Here is a 20,102-nt window from a genome sequence, read left to right as displayed (position 1 = left end):
CAAATAGTTACAAACTTCTTGTCTGGCGCACGTAGAGTGCTTGATCCCTGAGAGACTCAGGTTAAAATCTCGCGGTTTTGGGACATCTCTAATTAAACGGTGTGGGATCACGACAATGAAAAAAGTGGCATTACTGGGCCTGAGCGGCCTTATTTTTGTTTCTGCGGCGGCTAAAGCCATCAGCTTCAATGGCTCGGCGGGTCAGGATTATACCCACCTGGGCTTTGGCCTGGGCACGGAAACTTCCGGCCTGGCAATGACCGGCGGCTGGACACATAACGACGACGATGGCGATGCGGCAAGCCTCGGCCTGGGTCTGAACATTCCTCTGGGGCCATTCCTGGCGACCGTAGGCGGCAAAGGCGTTTACACCAATCCAAATGATGGTGATGAAGGCTATGCGGCGGCAGTCGGTGGTGGTTTGCAGTGGAAAATTGGCGACAGCTTCGGCCTGTTCGGCGAGTACTACTACTCCCCGGATTCGCTTTCCAGCGGCATTGATAGTTATGAAGAAGCCAACGCCGGTGCGCGCTGGACTATCATGCGTCCGATCACGATCGAAGCAGGCTACCGTTACCTGAATCTGGCAGGTAAAGATGGCAATCGCGACAACGCCCTGGCCGATGGCCCGTATGTGGGTGTCAGCGCAGGCTTCTAATCTCTTCGGCGCGGTGTTCTGCCGCGCCAGTTTCTCTTCCCACCCATCCTCATTGCGCTATAGTGTTTTGACCATAGAAGTGGGAGAACACAATGATAAGCGTGGAAATGTTATCCACTGGCGACGAAGTGCTGCATGGACAAATTATTGACACCAATGCTGCCTGGCTGGCCGATTTATTCTTTGAGCAAGGATTACCGTTAACGCGCCGCAATACGGTGGGCGACAATCTTGAGTCGCTGGTGAATATTCTGCGTGAACGCAGTGAACACGCCGATGTGCTGATTGTGAATGGCGGGCTTGGCCCCACCAGTGATGATTTAAGCGCGCTGGCCGCCGCCACGGCCAAAGGTGAAGGCCTGGTCATGCATGAAGAGTGGCTCGCTCAGATGGAGCGCTTCTTCACCGAACGCGGCAGAGTCATGGCTCCGAGCAACCGCAAGCAGGCTGAAATTCCCGCCAGCGCCGAGCTGGTCGATAATCCGGTAGGCACCGCCTGCGGATTCGCCATCAAACTGAACCGCTGCCTGATGTTCTTCACCCCGGGTGTCCCTTCTGAATTTAAAGTGATGGTGGAGCAACAAATTCTGCCGCGCCTGCGCGAGCGTTTTACGCTGCCTGAACCGCCGCTGTGCCTGCGCCTGACCACTTTCGGTCGCTCTGAAAGCGATCTGGCGCAAAGCCTTGACCACCTGCAACTGCCACCTGGCGTGTCGATGGGCTACCGCTCCTCAATGCCGATTATCGAGCTCAAACTGACAGGGCCGGCAACGCAAAAAGAGGCCATGCTGGCGCTATGGCCAGAAGTGCAGCGCGTGGCGGGTGAAAGCCTGATTTTTGAAGGGACGGAAGGATTGCCTGCGCAAATTGCCCGCAATCTGCAATCCCGTCAGCTGAGCGTCACCTTAAGCGAACAGTTCACCGGCGGATTGCTGGCATTGCAGCTTTCCAGGGCCGAAGCACCGCTGCTCGCCAGCGAGGTTGTACCGTTCCAGCAAGAGACGCTGGCGCAAACCGCACACTGGGCGTCTGAGCGTAGGGTGAATCATTTTGCCGGGCTGGCGCTTGCCATCGGTGGGGTTGACGATGACCACCTTAACTTTGCGCTCGCCACCCCGGAAGGGACGCACGCGCTGCGGGTGAGAATGAGCATTACTCGCCACAGTTTAGCCGTGCGTCAGGAGGTGTGCGCCATGATGGCGCTGAACATGCTGCGCCGCTGGCTGAACGGAAAAGAGGTGGCCAGCGAACACGGCTGGATTAACGTTGTCGAGTCGATGTTTATCGGGTAATCCCTTTGCCGGGGTGAACGCACCCCGGCATAACTTACCCCAGAGCCTTCGCCAGCAAGGTGATAGGGTGTTCGCAACGTTTGCTGGTGGACATCTCAATCTGCCATTTACAGGTTTCGCAGTCGGTCACCACCAAATCCGCACCACTTTCTTCAATTTGGCGGAACAAAGGCGCCCCAATCGCCTGCGATGTTGCGTAGTTTTCACTTTTAAAGCCGTAGGTTCCCGCGATACCACAGCAACGTGAATCCAGTACCGTCAGCTCCAGCCCGGGGATCAGGCGCAACAGTTCGAGCGTGTAGAGCGACCAGCCCATTTTTTCCATGTGACAGGGAGTGTGATAGACCACTTTCAGCGGCAATTTGCCCAGCGGCAGGGTCTGCCCGCTATCGAGCTTGCGCCACAGAAAACGGGTTGCCAGTTCGATGTGTTCACGCAGGCCGCTGTTATCCACATCCAGCACGTGCGGATACTCATCGCGTAGCGTAAAAGTACAGGTGGATGAGGTCGCCAGCACCGGAATACCTTTGTCGATAATCGCCTCGCGCAGCGACGTGACATTGCTTTTGGCCTGCTTACGCGCTTTATCGGTAAAACCATTGGCTATCAACGGTACGCCACAGCACTTCTCTTTGCTCAGCAGTTGCACGCCGGTGCCCATCGCATTCAGTACTTTCAGCAGATCTTTCCCCAGCTGCGGATGGTTGTAATTCACGAAGCAACCGTGAAAGAAGGCCACCTGTTCGGCAAACTGTGCCTGTTCTGCCGCGACCGATTTGTACCAGCGCCGGAACGTGCCGTGGGAATATTTCGGCAGGCTGCGATGGTGATCGATCTTAAGCGTGGCATCCAGCAACTGGCGTACCGGTTTGAGCGATGTGGCGGCATTCACCAGCGGAGCGAAAGGCGTTGAGACACTGCCCATCAGATCGGTATGGCTGAGGATCGCATCGCGCAGCGTGGGCTTTTGCTGGCTGTAGCGTGCCCGTGCCCGCTGAATGATATCGCCAATTTTCACATCTGACGGGCAGGCCACTTCACACCGTTTACAGTTGATGCAGTACTTCAGCGCTTCATCGTACAGTGCGCCATCTTTCAGGCGCAGGCGCTCGCCGTCCGGCCCGGCCTGTTTTGGCCCTGGATAGGCAGGATTAACACCGCTTACCGGGCAAACCGTGGTACAGACCGTACATTTAATGCAGCTTTCAAAATGGGTGTCGTTCATTGTTCCGCCTCCGCGCGCTGGCAAATCTGTTCTGCAACACTGAGCCCCGTGATGGCACAAACACCACCGCCGCAGCCCTGGGCGATGGGATCGTATCCGCCCAGAATGGAGCCGATGGCGTAGAGATTGTCAATGGACGTGCCTGCCAGTTGCGGGCGCAGGGTGCTATCAACAATAACGCCGAACTGCTGCCAGGGCTGCGGAGTGAAGAAATCGCTCTGATACCAGTCGGCGCGTGACGTGCTTTGCCGGACGTCCAGCCCCAGAATGGCCTCACGGATGCCGGTGCGGCTGCTTAACAACCCATTGCTGAAAAAGCTTCCACTGGCGAGCACCGCAAAACGGGTGCGCAGGGGAATATCAGCATGGTTTCGGGTCCAGATCTCGCTGACTGCGCCCTCGGTCAGGGTGATATTTTTCACCTCATCTCCTGCCATCCAGATACCGCCCTGGGCGATGAACTGGCGTTGTAGCTGGTTATGCAGGCGAATGCCGGGCACCGATGGTGGCAGCGTGGGGAGTAAACCGACAGAGCATGTAAGACGATCTGACAGCCAGCGCCAGAGCCGGTTGTCCGTTAAGCCAAAGCAGGCGGGCATAAACAGGGTGTCGTACTTTTTGCTGAGCGGTTTTAGCGCTTCGAACAGCAGCGGCCATTTGTCTTCGTTATCAAGCAGTCGGGCGATGTTGACTGCCCGAAATTCGCTTGGGTTTTCCCGCAGAACATCCAGTTCAGGGAGCTCAATTTCTGCCGTGTCGGCACTGATACCCAACTGGTTAAGCGAGGCCGCAGCAAGATGCGGCTGGAAATCGAGAAAACCGCTGATGCCCACCACCAGCACGTGTCTGGCTTTAAAGGGGGCGACCGGAACCTCTTCCGGGCTAAGCCAGGCGCTACGCAGTGTGCCGAGCGGCGTCACCCGCTGGTGGTTGAATTGCGCGCTGCCTTGCAAGCGTGCACCGCAGGCCGTCAGCAGGGTTTCGGTTTGATGGGCAAAACGGGCAACATTTTGTGCGCCGACCAGGGAATAAGGATGTTCAGAGGGTAGGTAATCAAGGGCTTTTAGCGGTGCGTCGACAGGTGAGCCGTCAGGCAGCGCGCCCAGCAGATCCAGAGAGCCTGAAGAGAAGTGCAGGGCACTTTGGCCGCGTGTAATGATCGCACAGCGCAGACCCTGCTGTGTCAGCCGGATACCGCAAAGCACACCGGCCAGCCCGCCGCCGACGATAACCGTATCAAATTTCATCGTGTTGTTCCTTCTCCAGACCGCAAAGCCCCTGGTAGACCCAGCGGGTGAATTCGCTTTCGCGCAGGGCATCGCCCCAGGCAACAGGCTGAATGCCTTTCCAGCGTTCGTTTAAAAAATCGCTGAGCTGAGCAAGCGACTGGGTTGAGGTGGTGGCGTGAAAACGTTGCAGCAGCCCGGCCGCGCGGCAGGCGCACAGCTCGCCCTGACAGGTCCCCATGCCGACGCGCGTGCGGCGGCGTAAATCGAGCAGGTTATTCACCGTCAGATTTTCAACGGCGTACTGCACTTCACCTGCGGTTACGGCCTCGCACTCGCACACCAGGCTTCGGCTAAGACGTCCCTCACCGAGCCATGCTGGTGTGCGGTCACCGTGGCGATAGACCGCAGAACCACGCAGCGGCGCGGGCAGTGAGATGATTTTTTGCAGCGTTTTTTCCGTGGATTGCTGTGATCCGGGGAGGGGCTTATCTGCGGTTACGCAGGGTTCGGTATTGCCCAGTTTGCGACACACGGCGTCTGTGGCCCACTGTGCCATCAGACGGTAGGTCATCAATTTACCGCCGGTGATAGTGATAAACCCTTCCATGCCGTCGCGCTCTGCGTGATCGAGCAACACAATGCCACGGCTGACGTTACGTCCGCTGGGATCGTTATCGCTGGCAACCAGCGGGCGTACACCCGCATAAGCCCGAAGAATTCGGGTATGAGCCATCACCGGAGCCAGTTTTTCCCCTTCGCGCAGCAGAATATCGACCTCTTCGGCGGTCACCCGGTTGTAATCAATTTCACTGTAGTCAACGTGGGTTGAAGTGGTGCCAATCAACGAGATAGTGTCGCCCGGCACCAGGATATCGGCGTCAGACGGTTTACGGCAGCGGTTAATGACATGGTTATTGATGCGGTGATCGAGGATCAGCAGCGAGCCTTTTGCCGGGAACATGCGGATGGATAAGTCGGCGTATTCTGCAATGCGCTGCCCCCAGATCCCCGCCGCATTGACCACCACGGGGGCATACAGATCGCTGTATTCATTATATTGCGGGTCAAACACCCGCACGCCGCACACGGTATCTCCCTTGCGGATAAGCCCGGTGACTTCATGCCCGGTCAGGATGCGGGCGCCATGCTCACGGGCATCCAGCATATTGGCGGCCGTGAGACGAAACGGGTCAACGGTGCCGTCAGGGACTTTAACGGCGCCCATCAGCGCCGGGTTTACAGAAGGCTCAATACGACGCGCCAGCGCGGGATCTATCGCTTCGGCGTGAATACCCGCGGCGGTACAGGCCGTAATAAAGGTGTGCTGGAACGCGAGATCATCTTCGGGAAGGGTGATGAAAAGACCATCGGTCGGTTCAATACAATGACGGGCGATGCGTTTGAGGATCTGGTTTTCGGCAATACACTCGCGTGCGGATTCACCGTCTGTGACGGCATAACGTGCGCCGCTGTGCAGCAAACCATGATTACGCCCGGTTGCGCCGGTGGCGATATCGTGGCGCTCCAGCAGCGTGACGTTTAACCCTCGCAGGGCACAGTCGCGTGCGATACCGGCACCGGTTGCCCCACCGCCAATGATAATCACATCGCTATAACGGGGATCGTGAATTGTCATTGTCTTCCCTCATGTTCGTTTTTTTACCATTTAGCCACATCAATTCTGTGGTTTGTTTGATTTCGAACATAATCGAGCAAAATACGAAATTGAAACGTGATTTCATGCGCTTTTTTGCGCATATTGTCATATTTCTGTAACAATCTGTGCGTTGTTTCACAGTAACAATCACTGTGATTTTTTAACATCGCCGCCTCTCTGGAGTTAGGGGGTAGATAACCCTCTGAAAATTCAAATATGGCCACGGAGGCTGTCATGCTCAGTATCTTCAAACCTGCGCCGCATCGGGCGCGTCTGCCAGAGGCAGAAATCGATCCGCTTTACCGTCGCCTGCGTTGGCAAATCTTCCTCGGGATTTTCTTCGGGTACGCGGCTTACTATCTGGTACGTAAGAACTTTGCGCTCGCCATGCCGTATCTGGTGGAGCAGGGCTTTTCACGCGGCGACCTGGGGTTTGCGCTGTCCGGGATTTCAATTGCCTACGGTTTTTCTAAATTCATTATGGGTTCGGTGTCGGATCGCTCGAATCCGCGCGTGTTCCTGCCTGCCGGTCTGATTCTGGCGGCAGCGGTGATGTTGTTTATGGGCTTTGTGCCGTGGGCGACCTCCAGCATTGCCGTTATGTTTGTGTTGCTGTTCCTGTGCGGCTGGTTCCAGGGGATGGGGTGGCCGCCGTGCGGACGTACCATGGTGCACTGGTGGTCGCAGAAAGAACGTGGCGGCATCGTGTCGGTGTGGAACTGTGCCCATAACGTGGGGGGCGGTATTCCGCCGCTGTTGTTCCTGCTGGGGATGGCCTGGTTCAACGACTGGAAAGCCGCGCTCTACATGCCTGCCTTTGGCGCAATTGTAGTAGCGATTTTTGCCTTCGCGCTGATGCGCGATACGCCGCAGTCCTGCGGCCTGCCACCGATTGAAGAGTATAAAAACGACTACCCGGATGACTATAGCGAGCAACACGAAGAAGAGCTGACCGCAAAGCAGATCTTCATGAAGTACGTGCTGCCCAACAAACTGCTGTGGTACATCGCGGTGGCGAACGTATTTGTCTATCTGCTGCGTTACGGCATCCTCGACTGGTCGCCAACCTACCTGAAAGAGGTGAAGCACTTCGCGCTGGATAAATCCTCCTGGGCGTACTTCCTGTATGAATACGCCGGGATCCCAGGCACGCTGCTGTGTGGCTGGATGTCGGACAAAGTGTTCCGTGGCAACCGTGGCGCAACTGGCGTGTTCTTTATGACCCTGGTGACTATCGCCACCGTGGTTTACTGGCTCAACCCACCGGGCAACCCGGGCGTGGATATGGCCTGTATGATTGTGATCGGCTTCCTGATTTACGGCCCGGTGATGTTGATTGGTCTTCATGCGCTGGAGCTGGCACCGAAAAAAGCGGCAGGGACGGCTGCGGGCTTCACCGGTCTGTTTGGTTATCTGGGCGGCTCGGTCGCGGCGAGCGCCATTGTGGGCTATACCGTTGACTTCTTCGGCTGGGATGGCGGCTTTATGGTGATGATTGGCGGTAGCGTGCTGGCTGTTCTGCTGCTGATTGTTGTGATGATCGGTGAAAAACGTCACCACGCCGACGTGCTGGCGCGTCGTGGATAAGGAGCACTGCGATGAAATTAACGCAATTAGCAAGCGGCCTGCTGCTGGCAGGCCTGATGACCGGTTCCGCACTGGCGGCAGATAAAATCGTGATTGCCCACCGTGGCGCGAGCGGGTATTTGCCGGAACACACACTTCCGGCGAAAGCGATGGCCTATGCGCAAGGGGCGGATTATCTGGAGCAGGATTTGGTGATGACAAAGGACGACCAGCTGGTCGTCCTGCATGACCACTATCTTGACCGTGTGACAGACGTGGCCGAACGTTTCCCGCAGCGTGCGCGTAAGGACGGGCGCTATTACGCTATCGACTTCACGCTGGCGGAAATTCGCTCGCTGAAATTTACCGAAGGCTTTGAAATTGAAAACGGCAAGAAAGTGCAGGTCTATCCGGGACGTTTCCCGATGGGTAAATCTGATTTCCGCATTCATACCTTCGAAGAGGAGATCGAGTTTGTTCAGGGGCTGAACCACTCGACGGGCAAAAACATTGGCATCTACCCGGAAATCAAAGCGCCGTGGTTCCATCATCAGGAAGGGAAGGACATTGCTGCCAGAACGCTGGAGGTACTGAAGAAGTACGGTTACACCAGCAAGCAGGACAAGGTCTATCTGCAATGTTTTGATGCCGCTGAACTGAAGCGCATTAAAACCGAGCTGGAGCCAAAAATGGGGATGAACCTCAACCTGGTGCAGCTGATTGCCTATACCGACTGGAATGAAACCCAGGAGAAACAGCCTGACGGGAAGTGGGTGAACTACAACTACGACTGGATGTTTAAGCCGGGCGCGATGAAACAGATTGCGCAGTACGCCGACGGTATTGGGCCGGATTACCATATGCTGGTGGCAGAAGGTTCAACGCCAGGCCACATAAAGCTGACGGCGATGGTGAAAGAAGCACACGCCAGCAAGATGCTGGTGCATCCGTATACGGTGCGGGCAGATCAGTTGCCGCCGTATGCAACGGATGTGAATCAGCTGTACGACGTGTTGTATCACCAGGCGGGTGTGGACGGGTTGTTTACGGATTTCCCGGATAAAGCGGTCGAATTCATTCACCGGAAGTAGGTTTTGTAGGTCGGGTAAGGCGAAGCCGTCACCCGACAATCAGGCTCTGCGGCCTGATGCCCTCACCCTAACCCTCTCCCATGGGGAGAGGGAACAAGGGCAATCACATCTCGATTTCGATATCGCCTTTTGCCCGGCAGCAGCAGGGCAAAATTTCCCCTTCGTTGATAAAGGCCAGCGGTTCGGTCAGCCAGTCGACCTGGCCTGCGACCAGGCGGCAGCGGCAGGAGCCGCAATACCCGGCACGACACTGGTACTCTACCTCAACCTGATGCGCTTCAAGCGCGACCAGCAGAGAAGGGTGCTCTTCCTGGCACAGCACTTCTGTACCAGAAAGACGTAGCGTTACGCGTGTCATCAGAGCTGGAAGTTGCTCAGGTCGTCAGTATCGACTTCTGCGTCGATCTGACCGACCAGATAAGAACTCACTTCCACTTCCTGCGGCGCAACCTGCACGTTATCGGACACCAGCCAGGTGTTGATCCACGGGATCGGGTTGGAGCGGGTCTGGAACGGCAGATCCAGGCCAACAGCCTGCATACGGATGTTAGTGATGTACTCAACGTACTGGCACAGAATGTCTTTGTTCAGGCCGATCATGGAGCCATCGCGGAACAGGTAATCTGCCCACTCTTTCTCCTGCTGAGCGGCCAGTACGAACAGGTCATAACACTCCTGTTTGCACTCTTCAGCGATTTCCGCCATCTCCGGGTCGTCCGTACCGCTGCGTAGCAGGTTCAGCATATGCTGAGTGCCGGTCAGGTGCAGAGCTTCGTCACGGGCGATCAGACGGATGATTTTAGCGTTACCTTCCATCAGCTTGCGCTCGGCGAAAGCGAAGGAGCAGGCGAAGCTCACGTAGAAGCGAATAGCTTCCAGCGCATTCACGCTCATCAGGCACAGATACAGCTGTTTTTTCAGCGCGCGCAGGTTCACGGTAATGCTTTTACCGTTCACGGTGTGCGTGCCTTCGCCCAGCAGATGCCAGTAGCTGGTCATCTCGATAAGCTCATCATAGTAGTGCGCAATGCCTTCCGCGCGCTTCTGGATCTGCTCGTTGGTCACGATGTCGTCAAACACCACCGCCGGATCGTTTACGATGTTGCGGATGATGTGGGTGTAAGAGCGCGAGTGGATCGTCTCAGAGAACGCCCAGGTTTCCACCCAGGTTTCCAGCTCCGGAATCGAGATCAGTGGCAGCAGCGCCACGTTCGGGCTGCGGCCCTGGATGGAGTCCAGCAGCGTCTGGTACTTCAGGTTGCTGAGGAAGATATGCTTTTCGTGATCCGGCAGTGCCTGGAAATCAATACGATCGCGGGAAACGTCAACTTCTTCCGGGCGCCAGAAGAAGGAGAGTTGCTTTTCGATCAGCTTTTCGAAGATGTCATATTTTTGCTGATCGTAGCGCGCCACGTTGACCGGCTGGCCGAAGAACATCGGCTCTTTGAGCTGGTCGTTTTTCGTCTGTGAAAAGGTGGTATATGCCATGAATTGGAGTCCTGTCTTACGAAATAAAGGCGGGGAAATCCCCGCCCTTCATTAGATCTTACATGCGCCGCTTTCGCAGCCATCGTCCTGAATTGACGGTGCCAGGTCATCCTGGGCGTCTTCCGCACCATCACGGGTGTTGTGATAGTACAGGGTTTTCACGCCAAATTTATAGGCGGTGAGCAGGTCTTTCAGCAGTTGTTGCATCGGAACCTTGCCAGACGGGAAGCGCGTCGGGTCATAGTTGGTATTCGCAGAGATCGACTGGTCGATAAACTTCTGCATGATCCCAACCAGTTGCAGGTAGCCGTCGTTGTTTGGCATTTCCCACAGCAGCTCGTAATTGTTACCCAGCGTTTCGTAATCCGGCACAACCTGACGCAGCACACCGTCTTTCGACGCTTTGATGCTCACATGGCCGCGCGGTGGCTCAATACCGTTGGTGGCGTTAGAGATCTGCGAAGAGGTCTCAGACGGCATCAGGGCAGAGAGCGTGGAGTTACGCAGGCCGTGGGCCTTGATGGACTCGCGTAAACCTTCCCAGTCGAGGTGCAGCGGTTCGCTGACAATTCCGTCCAGGTCTTTTTTGTAGGTATCGATAGGCATGATGCCTTTGGCGTAAGTGGTTTCGTTAAACCACGGGCACGCGCCTTGCTCTTTCGCCAGCTCGTTAGAGGCTTTCATCAGGTAATACTGAATAGCTTCAAACGTCTGGTGAGTCAGGTTGTTGGCACTGCCGTCAGAATAACGCTTACCGTTTTTCGCCAGCCAGTAGGCGAAGTTGATCACGCCAATACCCAAGGTACGACGACCCATTGCACCACGTTTTGCCGCCGGGATTGGGTAGTCCTGGTAATCCAGCAGGGCATCGAGTGCGCGTACAGCCAGCACCGCCAGTTCTTCCAGCTCGTCCAGGCTCTTAATGGCGCCCAGGTTGAATGCAGACAGCGTACACAGCGCAATTTCACCGTTTTCGTCGTTTACATCGTCCAGCGGTTTGGTTGGCAGGGCGATTTCCAGGCACAGGTTAGACTGGCGCACTGGTGCAACGGCCGGATCGAACGGGCTGTGGGTGTTGCAGTGGTCAACGTTCTGAATGTAGATACGGCCAGTAGAGGCACGTTCCTGCATCATCAGAGAGAACAGATCTACCGCTTTCACACGCTGTTTACGGATGCTGTCGTCTTTTTCGTATTTGGTGTACAGACGCTCAAACTCATCCTGATCGGCGAAGAAGGCATCGTACAGGCCCGGGACGTCGGACGGGCTGAACAGGGTGATCTCTTCACCTTTCAGCAGACGGGTGTACATCAGTTTGTTGATCTGCACGCCGTAGTCCATGTGACGCACGCGGTTGCCTTCAACACCACGGTTGTTTTTCAGTACCAGCAGGCTTTCAACTTCCAGGTGCCACATTGGGTAGAACAGGGTTGCTGCACCACCACGCACGCCGCCCTGAGAGCAGGATTTCACGGCCGTCTGGAAGTGTTTGTAGAACGGGATACAGCCGGTGTGGAATGCTTCACCGCCGCGAATTGGGCTACCCAGGGCGCGAATACGACCGGCGTTAATACCGATACCGGCACGCTGGGAGACGTATTTCACAATGGCGCTGGAGGTGGCGTTGATGGAATCCAGGCTGTCGCCGCACTCGATCAGTACGCAGGAGCTGAACTGACGGGTAGGGGTGCGCACGCCAGACATAATTGGCGTTGGCAGAGAAATCTTGAACGTCGACACCGCATCGTAGAAACGCTTCACGTATTCCAGACGGGTATCACGCGGATAGTTAGAGAACAGGCAGGCTGCAACCAGAATATAAAGGAACTGGGCGCTCTCGTAGATTTCGCCAGTGACACGGTTCTGAACCAGGTATTTGCCTTCAAGCTGTTTCACTGCCGCGTAGGAGAAGTTCATATCGCGCCAGTGATCGATAAACCCGTTCATCTGCTCGAACTCTTCTTCCGTGTAGTCTTCCAGCAGATGCGTGTCGTATTTGCCTAACTCAACCATTTTCACAACGTGATCGTAAAGTGCTGGCGGCTCAAACTGACCGTAGGCTTTTTTACGCAGGTGGAAAATGGCCAGGCGTGCAGCCAGGTACTGATAATCCGGAGCTTCGCGGGAGATCAGATCTGCCGCCGCTTTGATGATGGTTTCGTGAATATCAGACGTTTTGATACCGTCGTAGAACTGGATATGGGAACGCAGTTCAACCTGGGAGATAGATACGTTGTTCAGTCCTTCTGCTGCCCAGTCGAGAACTCGATGGATTTTGTCCAGATTGATACGCTCGGTAGTACCGTCGCGTTTTGTCACCAGCAGACTCTGATTCATGTGGGTTTTTACCTGTCCGTGAAATAAAAAATATCCCCCGTTTATCCACAGATTCGCCTTGTGACTAACTCTGTGGATAAATACTACATATAGGGGGTTTGCGATAAGAGAAACGCTATATGGTGAGTATTCTAGTATCGAATCATTTCAGCACAAGGGTTGATTTTGAGGTTAAATTGAGGTTGTGAAAGGGTAAAAAAGCCTAAGTCCTCGTACCGTAAGGCCTGGAAGACATGTCAATAATTTAGAAAAAAAATTCAAAATTTGATCGAGTGCTGATTTCTTCAACGAGAGGTCAAAATTGCGCAACATGATGTCGCGCAATCTTTATAAGATTATTTGATGACGTTAGTCATTTTTGGCTGTTGTATGCAACATATAGTTAACATCAACACCCGGGGCGAGCTTGAATTTGTCTGTTAATGGATTGTAATGCAGACCCGTGATGTGCTGCTCTTTGAGCCACGTTTGATCCACCCAGCTCAGTAATTCAGCAGGCTTGATGAATTTCTTCACGTCATGCGTCCCTTTCGGCACCATGCGCAGGACATATTCTGCACCGACCACGGCCATCAACCAGGCTTTACCGTTACGGTTAATAGTAGAGAAGAACACCTGCCCGCCGGGTTTAACCAGTTTTGCGCAGGCATTCACTACCGACTGCGGGTCTGGAACGTGTTCGAGCATTTCCATACAGGTCACCACATCGTACTGATGGGCGTGCTTCGCCGCATGTTCCTCGACGGTTTCTTGCACATACTCTACCTGCACACCGGATTCCAGCGCGTGTAAGCGTGCAACCTGCAAAGGTTCAAACCCCATGTCCAGGCCGGTAACGGTTGCCCCTTCGCGCGCCATGCTTTCCGCCAGGATGCCACCACCACAGCCTACGTCGAGCACTTTCTTCCCGAACAGACCGCCGGAACGCTCCGCGATATAGCCCAGACGCAGCGGGTTAATACGGTGCAAAGGTTTAAACTCACCTTCGAGATCCCACCAGCGGGACGCCACCGCTTCGAATTTGGCAATCTCTTCATGGTCAACGTTGTGAGCCACCGGGGATTTTTCGGCATTCATGGACGCTTTTACTCCGTAATTTAAAGACGGGGCAGTATATCAGGATAATAAACCAAATTGGTTTATAACCCTGTGGGTGTGTTATAATTTGCGACCTTTGAATCCGGGATACAGTAGAGGGATAGCGGTTAGATGAGCGACCTTGCGAGAGAAATTACACCGGTCAACATCGAGGAAGAGCTGAAGAGCTCCTATCTGGACTATGCGATGTCGGTCATTGTTGGCCGTGCGCTGCCGGACGTCCGCGATGGCCTTAAGCCGGTACACCGTCGCGTACTATACGCCATGAACGTATTGGGCAATGACTGGAATAAAGCCTACAAAAAATCTGCCCGTGTCGTTGGTGACGTAATCGGTAAATACCATCCCCATGGTGATTCCGCGGTGTACGACACTATCGTCCGTATGGCGCAGCCATTCTCGCTGCGTTACATGCTGGTAGATGGTCAGGGTAACTTTGGTTCTATCGACGGCGACTCCGCCGCGGCAATGCGTTATACGGAAATCCGTCTGGCGAAAATTGCGCATGAACTGATGGCCGACCTGGAAAAAGAGACGGTTGATTTCGTTGATAACTATGACGGCACGGAAAAAATCCCTGACGTTATGCCAACGAAAATCCCTAACCTGCTGGTGAACGGTTCGTCCGGTATCGCCGTAGGTATGGCAACCAACATTCCGCCGCACAACATCACGGAAGTGATCAACGGCTGCCTGGCCTATATCGAAGATGAAGACATCAGCATTGAAGGGCTGATGGAACACATCCCGGGCCCGGACTTCCCGACGGCGGCGATCATCAACGGTCGTCGTGGTATCGAAGAAGCGTACCGCACCGGTCGCGGCAAGATTTATATCCGTGCCCGCGCTGAAGTGGAAGCGGACGCGAAAACGGGTCGTGAAACGATCATCGTTCATGAGATCCCGTATCAGGTGAACAAAGCTCGTCTGATTGAAAAAATCGCCGAGCTGGTAAAAGAAAAACGTGTTGAAGGTATCAGCGCGCTGCGTGACGAGTCTGACAAAGACGGGATGCGCATCGTGATTGAAATCAAACGCGACGCAGTGGGCGAGGTTGTGCTGAACAACCTGTATTCCCAGACTCAGCTCCAGGTTTCCTTCGGTATCAACATGGTTGCACTGCACCATGGCCAGCCGAAGATCATGAACCTGAAAGAGATCCTGAGCGCATTCGTGCGTCACCGCCGTGAAGTGGTGACTCGCCGTACTATCTTTGAACTGCGCAAAGCCCGCGACCGTGCTCATATCCTGGAAGCACTGGCTGTTGCTCTGGCGAACATCGACCCAATCATCGAGCTGATCCGTCGCGCGCCGACGCCAGCTGAAGCGAAAGCTTCCCTGATTGCGCGTCCGTGGGATCTGGGTAACGTGGCAGCAATGCTGGAACGTGCCGGCGATGACGCTGCGCGTCCTGAGTGGCTGGAGCCAGAGTTTGGTGTGCGTGATGGTCAGTATTACCTGACTGAACAGCAGGCCCAGGCCATTCTGGATCTGCGTTTGCAGAAACTGACCGGCCTTGAGCATGAAAAACTGCTCGACGAGTACAAAGAGCTGCTGGAGCAGATCGCTGAACTGCTGCATATCCTGGGTAGCGCAGATCGTCTGATGGAAGTGATCCGTGAAGAGCTGGAGCTGATCCGCGATCAGTTCGGCGATGAGCGTCGCACCGAAATCACCGCGAATACTGCGGACATCAACATCGAAGACCTGATCAACCAGGAAGACGTTGTTGTTACCCTGTCTCACCAGGGCTATGTGAAGTATCAGCCGTTGACCGACTACGAAGCACAGCGTCGTGGTGGTAAAGGTAAATCTGCAGCACGTATTAAAGAAGAAGACTTTATCGACCGCCTGCTGGTGGCCAACACCCATGACACGATCCTCTGCTTCTCAAGCCGTGGTCGTCTGTACTGGATGAAAGTGTATCAGCTGCCAGAAGCGAGCCGTGGCGCGCGTGGTCGTCCGATCGTCAACCTGCTGCCGCTGGAAGCGAACGAGCGTATCACCGCCATTCTGCCAGTACGTGAGTACGCGGAAGGCGTGAACGTCTTTATGGCGACCGCCAGCGGTACCGTGAAGAAAACGGCGCTGACCGAGTTCAGCCGTCCTCGCTCTGCCGGTATCATCGCCGTGAATCTGAACGAAGGCGATGAACTGATTGGCGTGGATCTGACCTCCGGTTCCGATGAAGTGATGCTGTTCTCTGCCGCCGGTAAAGTGGTGCGCTTTAAAGAGAACGCAGTACGTGCGATGGGTCGTACAGCGACCGGTGTTCGCGGGATCAAACTGGCGGGTGAAGACTCCGTGGTTTCCCTGATCGTTCCGCGTGGTGAAGGGGCAATCCTGACCGTGACGCAGAACGGCTACGGTAAACGTACCGCAGAAACGGAATATCCGACCAAGTCCCGTGGCACGCAGGGCGTTATCTCTATCAAAGTGACCGAGCGCAACGGTTCCGTTGTGGGCGCGGTTCAGGTAGATGATACCGACCAGATCATGATGATCACCGATGCCGGTACGCTGGTGCGTACCCGTGTTTCCGAGATCAGCGTGGTTGGCCGTAATACCCAGGGCGTTATCCTCATCCGTACGGCGGAAGATGAAAACGTAGTGGGCCTGCAACGTGTGGCAGAGCCAGTGGATGACGAAGAGCTCGACTCTATCGACGGAAGCGCAGCAGAAGGCGACGATGAAATCGCGCCAGAAGCCGACACCGACGATGATGCAGCGGATGACGCTGACGAGTAATGTCTCCTGATGCAAAAAGGGCCGGATTCCGGCCCTTTTCTTTTTCAGATGCAGACAAGTGAACGTTGCGACAAGGCGCGTTTACCGCTACCTTAAACCCATTCTTTTTGACCCCGACGGCGGAGCCTCGCCCCCTTGAAATACCTCGTTTCCTTTCGTACCACGCTAAAAGTTTCTCGCTATCTGTTTCGGGCGTTGGCGCTCTTGCTTTGGTTGCTGGTGGCACTGTTCTCGGTGTTTTACATCGTTAATGCGCTACACCAGAAAGAATCTGAGATCCGCCAGGAGTTCAATCTCAGTTCCGATCAGGCTCAGCGTTATATTCAGCGCACCTCAGATGTGATGAAAGAGCTGAAGTACATCGCTGAAAATCGTCTGACGGCGGAAAACGGGGTGCTTGCCACGCGCGGGCGAAATGACAAAACGGAAGTGCCGGACTTCGAACCGTTGTTCCCGGACTCTGACTGCTCTGCAATGGGCAGCACCTGGCGGGGTTCGCTGGAATCACTGGCCTGGTTTATGCGCTACTGGCGCGATAATTTTTCCGCTGCCTACGATCTTAATCGCGTGTTCCTGATAGGCAGCGATAACCTGTGCATGGCTGATTTCGGCCTGCGGGATGTTCCGGTTGAACGCGATGACGCCCTGAAAAGCCTGCATGAGCGGATCGTGAAGTACCGCAATGCGCCGCAGGACGAGCGCGGCAACAATCTTTTCTGGATAAGCCAGGGCCCGCGTATGGGCGTGGGTTATTTCTATGCCCTGACGCCGGTTTATCTGGGGAATCGCCTACAGGCCCTGCTGGGTATTGAACAAACCATCCGTATGGAGAACTTCTTCACCCCTGGCAGCCTGCCGATGGGCGTGACCGTTCTGGATGAAAATGGTCACACCCTGATTTCCCTGACCGGGCCGGAAAACCGTTTAAAAGTCGATTACCACTGGATGCAGGAACGTTCATGGTTTGGCTACACGTCCGGTTTCCGTGAGCTGGTGCTGAAGAAAAGTTTACCGCCGTCTTCGCTCAGCATTGTTTACTCCGTGCCGGTGGATATGGTGCTTGAGCGGATCCGCATCCTTATCCTTAACGCCATCATTCTTAATGTGCTGGTCGGGATTGCGCTGTTTACGCTGGCGCGAATGTATGAGCGGAAAATCTTTATCCCGGCGGAAAATGACGCGCAGAGGCTGGAAGAGCACGAGCAGTTTAACCGTAAAATTGTTGCTTCCGCCCCGGTGGGCATCTGTATCCTGCGCACCCAGGATGGGACGAACATCCTCAGTAACGAGCTGGCGCACAACTATCTGAACATGCTGACGCATGAAGACAGGCAGCGGCTGACGCAGATTATCTGCGGGCAGCAGGTTAACTTTGTGGATGTGCTGACCAGCACCCACACCAACCTGCAAATCAGTTTCGTCCATTCCCGTTATCGTAATGAAAACGTGGCGATTTGTGTGCTGGTGGATGTCTCTGCCCGCGTGAAAATGGAAGAGTCATTGCAGGAAATGGCCCAGGCGGCAGAGCAGGCCAGCCAGTCGAAATCCATGTTCCTTGCGACAGTCAGCCACGAGCTGCGCACCCCGCTGTACGGGATCATCGGTAACCTCGATCTTCTGCAAACCAAAGAGCTGCCAAACGGCGTTGAGCGCCTGGTGACGGCGATGAACAACTCGTCGAGCCTGCTGCTGAAAATCATCAGCGATATCCTCGACTTCTCCAAAATTGAGTCTGAGCAGCTGAAAATTGAGCCGCGAGAGTTCTCCCCGCGTGAAGTGATGAACCACATCAGCGCCAACTACATGCCGCTGGTGGTGCGCAAACAGCTCGGGCTTTACTGCTTTATCGAACCGGATGTGCCGCTGACGCTACAGGGCGACCCGATGCGTTTGCAGCAGGTGATTTCTAACCTGCTGAGCAATGCCATTAAGTTTACCGACATCGGGTGCATTGTGCTGCACGTCAGTCGCGCTGGAGATTACCTGAGCATTCGCGTGCGCGATACGGGCGTGGGGATCCCGGCGAAGGAAGTGGTTCGCCTGTTTGACCCATTCTTCCAGGTCGGCACCGGGGTGCAGCGTAACTTCCAGGGCACAGGACTGGGGCTGGCGATTTGTGAAAAACTGATCAGCATGATGGACGGCGATATCTCCGTCGACACCGAGCCGGGCATGGGGAGCCAGTTCACCATTCGTATTCCGCTCTATTCGGCGCAGTATCCGGTGAAATCCACGCTGGACGGGCTGAACGGCAAACGCTGCTGGCTGGCGGTGCACAACGCCTCACTGCATGATTTCCTTGTTTCGTTGCTGAGCAACAGCGGGATGCGGGTGTCGCGTTATGAAGGGCAAACGCCGGATGCTGACGATATGCTGGTCACCGATGACGAGCTGGAACAGGCCTGGACGGGGAGGGGCGTGGTCATGTTCTGCCGTCGTCATATTGGTATCCCGCTTGAACGCGCTCCGGGGGAATGGATCCACAGCGTCGCCACGCCGCATGAAATTCTGGGGCTGCTGGCACGTATTTATAGTGTCCAGCTGGAAGACAGCGAAGGCGCTGCGGCTCTGCCGTCACCGGAATCTCTGGCGTCTGAGAACGACGATATGATGATTCTGGTGGTAGATGATCACCCGATTAACCGCCGACTGCTGGCCGACCAGCTGGGTTCGCTGGGTTACCAGTGTAAAACGGCCAATGACGGCGTGGACGCCCTGAATGTCCTGAGTAAAAACCACATCGATATCGTGCTGAGCGACGTGAACATGCCGAACATGGACGGTTATCGCCTGACGCAGCGTATTCGCCAGCTTGGCCTGACGCTGCCGGTAGTAGGGGTGACGGCAAATGCGCTGGCGGAAGAGAAGCAACGCTGTCTTGAATCCGGCATGGACAGTTGCCTGTCGAAACCGGTGACGCTGGACGTGCTCAAGCAGACGCTGTCAATTTATGCCGAGCGGGTAAGAAAAACGCGGATATAAAAAAGGCCCGTAAGGGCCTTTTTGTTTGTTCGAGAGGGCTGGGGTGAGAGCATCAGGCCGCACACCCGCCGAGGATCAATCCTTGTCCGTTGCGCTCAGCGTAACGGAGGAGAGATAGTTCAGCAGTGCAATATCGTTATCCACACCCAGTTTCATCATGGCTGATTTCTTCTGGCTACTGATGGTTTTAATACTGCGGTTCAGCTTCTTGGCAATCTCGGTCACCAGGAAACCTTCAGCGAACAGGCGCAGAACTTCACTCTCTTTTGGCGACAGACGTTTGTCACCGTAGCCACCCGCGCTGATTTTCTCCAGCAGACGGGAAACGCTTTCAGGGGTGAATTTCTTGCCTTTCTGCAACGCGGCCAGCGCTTTTGGCAGGTCGGTCGGCGCGCCTTGTTTCAGCACAATTCCTTCGATATCCAGATCCAGCACGGCGCTTAAAATCGCCGGGTTGTTGTTCATGGTCAGAACGATAATCGAGATATCCGGGAAATGGCGTTTAATGTATTTGATGAGCGTGATCCCATCACCGTATTTATCGCCCGGCATGGAGAGATCGGTAATGAGCACGTGTGCATCAAGCTTTGGGAGGTTATTGATCAGTGCTGTGGAGTCTTCAAATTCACCGACTACATTCACCCACTCGATCTGTTCAAGTGATTTGCGAATACCGAACAGTACAATCGGATGGTCATCGGCAATAATTACGTTCATATTGTTCATGTATT

14 protein-coding genes are annotated in these 20,102 nt (G+C 55.0%); 6 read left to right on the top strand and 8 right to left on the bottom strand.

Features of this window, described 5'->3' with window-relative positions:
• Nucleotides 1-115: 115 nt before the first annotated feature.
• Together M987_RS21075 and M987_RS21070 are read left to right on the top strand one after the other, a co-directional pair.
• The gene (locus tag M987_RS21075) at nucleotides 116-658 is read left to right on the top strand and encodes a YfaZ family outer membrane protein (protein WP_014071089.1); all 543 of its coding nucleotides are present in this window, start codon (nucleotides 116-118) and stop codon (nucleotides 656-658) included.
• A gap of 92 nt (nucleotides 659-750) precedes the next feature.
• Nucleotides 751-1,950 (top strand): nicotinamide mononucleotide deamidase-related protein YfaY, encoded by a 1,200-nt coding sequence (locus M987_RS21070; RefSeq protein ID WP_014071088.1) that lies wholly within the window; start codon nucleotides 751-753, stop codon nucleotides 1,948-1,950.
• 34 nt (nucleotides 1,951-1,984) lie between these two features.
• Here M987_RS21070 and glpC read toward each other — a convergent pair whose 3' ends face one another.
• Genes glpC through glpA form a run of 3 tightly spaced genes read right to left on the bottom strand, consistent with a single transcriptional unit; the run spans nucleotide 1,985 to nucleotide 6,040 of the window.
• Entirely contained in the window at nucleotides 1,985-3,175 is a 1,191-nt protein-coding gene (glpC, locus tag M987_RS21065; protein ID WP_014071087.1) for an anaerobic glycerol-3-phosphate dehydrogenase subunit GlpC, read from the bottom strand.
• Nucleotides 3,172-4,422, bottom strand: a complete 1,251-nt coding sequence (glpB, locus tag M987_RS21060) for a glycerol-3-phosphate dehydrogenase subunit GlpB (protein ID WP_014071086.1) — start codon at nucleotides 4,420-4,422, stop codon at nucleotides 3,172-3,174. The genes glpC and glpB overlap by 4 nt, the downstream gene beginning before the upstream one ends.
• A complete protein-coding gene (gene glpA, locus M987_RS21055; protein ID WP_014071085.1) occupies nucleotides 4,412-6,040 on the bottom strand; it encodes an anaerobic glycerol-3-phosphate dehydrogenase subunit A in 1,629 nt (542 codons plus the stop codon). The genes glpB and glpA overlap by 11 nt, the downstream gene beginning before the upstream one ends.
• A gap of 255 nt (nucleotides 6,041-6,295) precedes the next feature.
• Here glpA and glpT point away from each other — a divergent pair, with 255 nt between their 5' ends.
• Nucleotides 6,296-7,648 carry a glycerol-3-phosphate transporter gene (gene glpT / locus M987_RS21050; RefSeq protein ID WP_014071083.1) on the top strand — a complete coding sequence of 451 codons (1,353 nt, stop codon included), beginning with the start codon at nucleotides 6,296-6,298 and terminating at the stop codon, nucleotides 7,646-7,648.
• A gap of 11 nt (nucleotides 7,649-7,659) precedes the next feature.
• The gene (glpQ, locus tag M987_RS21045; protein WP_014071082.1) at nucleotides 7,660-8,718 is read left to right on the top strand and encodes a glycerophosphodiester phosphodiesterase; all 1,059 of its coding nucleotides are present in this window, start codon (nucleotides 7,660-7,662) and stop codon (nucleotides 8,716-8,718) included.
• A 103-nt stretch (nucleotides 8,719-8,821) separates the two neighbouring features.
• On the opposite strand, the gene yfaE is transcribed toward glpQ, so the two are convergent.
• The 4 genes from yfaE to ubiG all read right to left on the bottom strand — a co-directional run bounded on the left by yfaE (nucleotide 8,822) and on the right by ubiG (nucleotide 13,620).
• Nucleotides 8,822-9,076 carry a class I ribonucleotide reductase maintenance protein YfaE gene (gene yfaE, locus M987_RS21040; protein WP_014071081.1) on the bottom strand — a complete coding sequence of 85 codons (255 nt, stop codon included), beginning with the start codon at nucleotides 9,074-9,076 and terminating at the stop codon, nucleotides 8,822-8,824.
• Nucleotides 9,076-10,206 (bottom strand): class Ia ribonucleoside-diphosphate reductase subunit beta, encoded by a 1,131-nt coding sequence (nrdB, locus tag M987_RS21035; protein WP_014071080.1) that lies wholly within the window; start codon nucleotides 10,204-10,206, stop codon nucleotides 9,076-9,078. The genes yfaE and nrdB overlap by 1 nt, the downstream gene beginning before the upstream one ends.
• A 51-nt stretch (nucleotides 10,207-10,257) precedes the next feature.
• Nucleotides 10,258-12,543, bottom strand: coding sequence for a class 1a ribonucleoside-diphosphate reductase subunit alpha (nrdA, locus tag M987_RS21030; RefSeq protein ID WP_014071079.1), 2,286 nt, complete (start codon nucleotides 12,541-12,543; stop codon nucleotides 10,258-10,260).
• Between the two features lie 348 nt (nucleotides 12,544-12,891).
• Complete coding sequence (ubiG, locus tag M987_RS21025) at nucleotides 12,892-13,620, bottom strand: bifunctional 2-polyprenyl-6-hydroxyphenol methylase/3-demethylubiquinol 3-O-methyltransferase UbiG (RefSeq protein ID WP_014071078.1); 729 nt, start codon at nucleotides 13,618-13,620, stop codon at nucleotides 12,892-12,894.
• Nucleotides 13,621-13,752: 132 nt separating this feature from the next.
• Here ubiG and gyrA point away from each other — a divergent pair, with 132 nt between their 5' ends.
• Nucleotides 13,753-16,389, top strand: coding sequence for a DNA topoisomerase (ATP-hydrolyzing) subunit A (gene gyrA, locus M987_RS21020; protein WP_014071077.1), 2,637 nt, complete (start codon nucleotides 13,753-13,755; stop codon nucleotides 16,387-16,389).
• A gap of 135 nt (nucleotides 16,390-16,524) precedes the next feature.
• On the top strand, nucleotides 16,525-19,371 hold the full coding sequence (gene rcsC, locus M987_RS21015; protein ID WP_014071076.1) for a two-component system sensor histidine kinase RcsC: 2,847 nt from the start codon (nucleotides 16,525-16,527) through the stop codon (nucleotides 19,369-19,371).
• Nucleotides 19,372-19,446: 75 nt separating this feature from the next.
• On the opposite strand, the gene rcsB is transcribed toward rcsC, so the two are convergent.
• Nucleotides 19,447-20,097: a response regulator transcription factor RcsB gene (gene rcsB, locus M987_RS21010; protein WP_003859405.1), complete on the bottom strand. Its 651-nt coding sequence runs from the start codon at nucleotides 20,095-20,097 to the stop codon at nucleotides 19,447-19,449.
• Nucleotides 20,098-20,102: the final 5 nt, after the last annotated feature.

Origin of the sequence: Enterobacter soli ATCC BAA-2102 (genome assembly GCF_001654845.1) — a bacterium.
GTDB lineage: Bacteria > Pseudomonadota > Gammaproteobacteria > Enterobacterales > Enterobacteriaceae > Enterobacter > Enterobacter soli.
The sequence above is the reverse complement of the archived record's forward strand: the minus strand, read 5'-3'. Positions and strand labels throughout refer to the sequence as shown.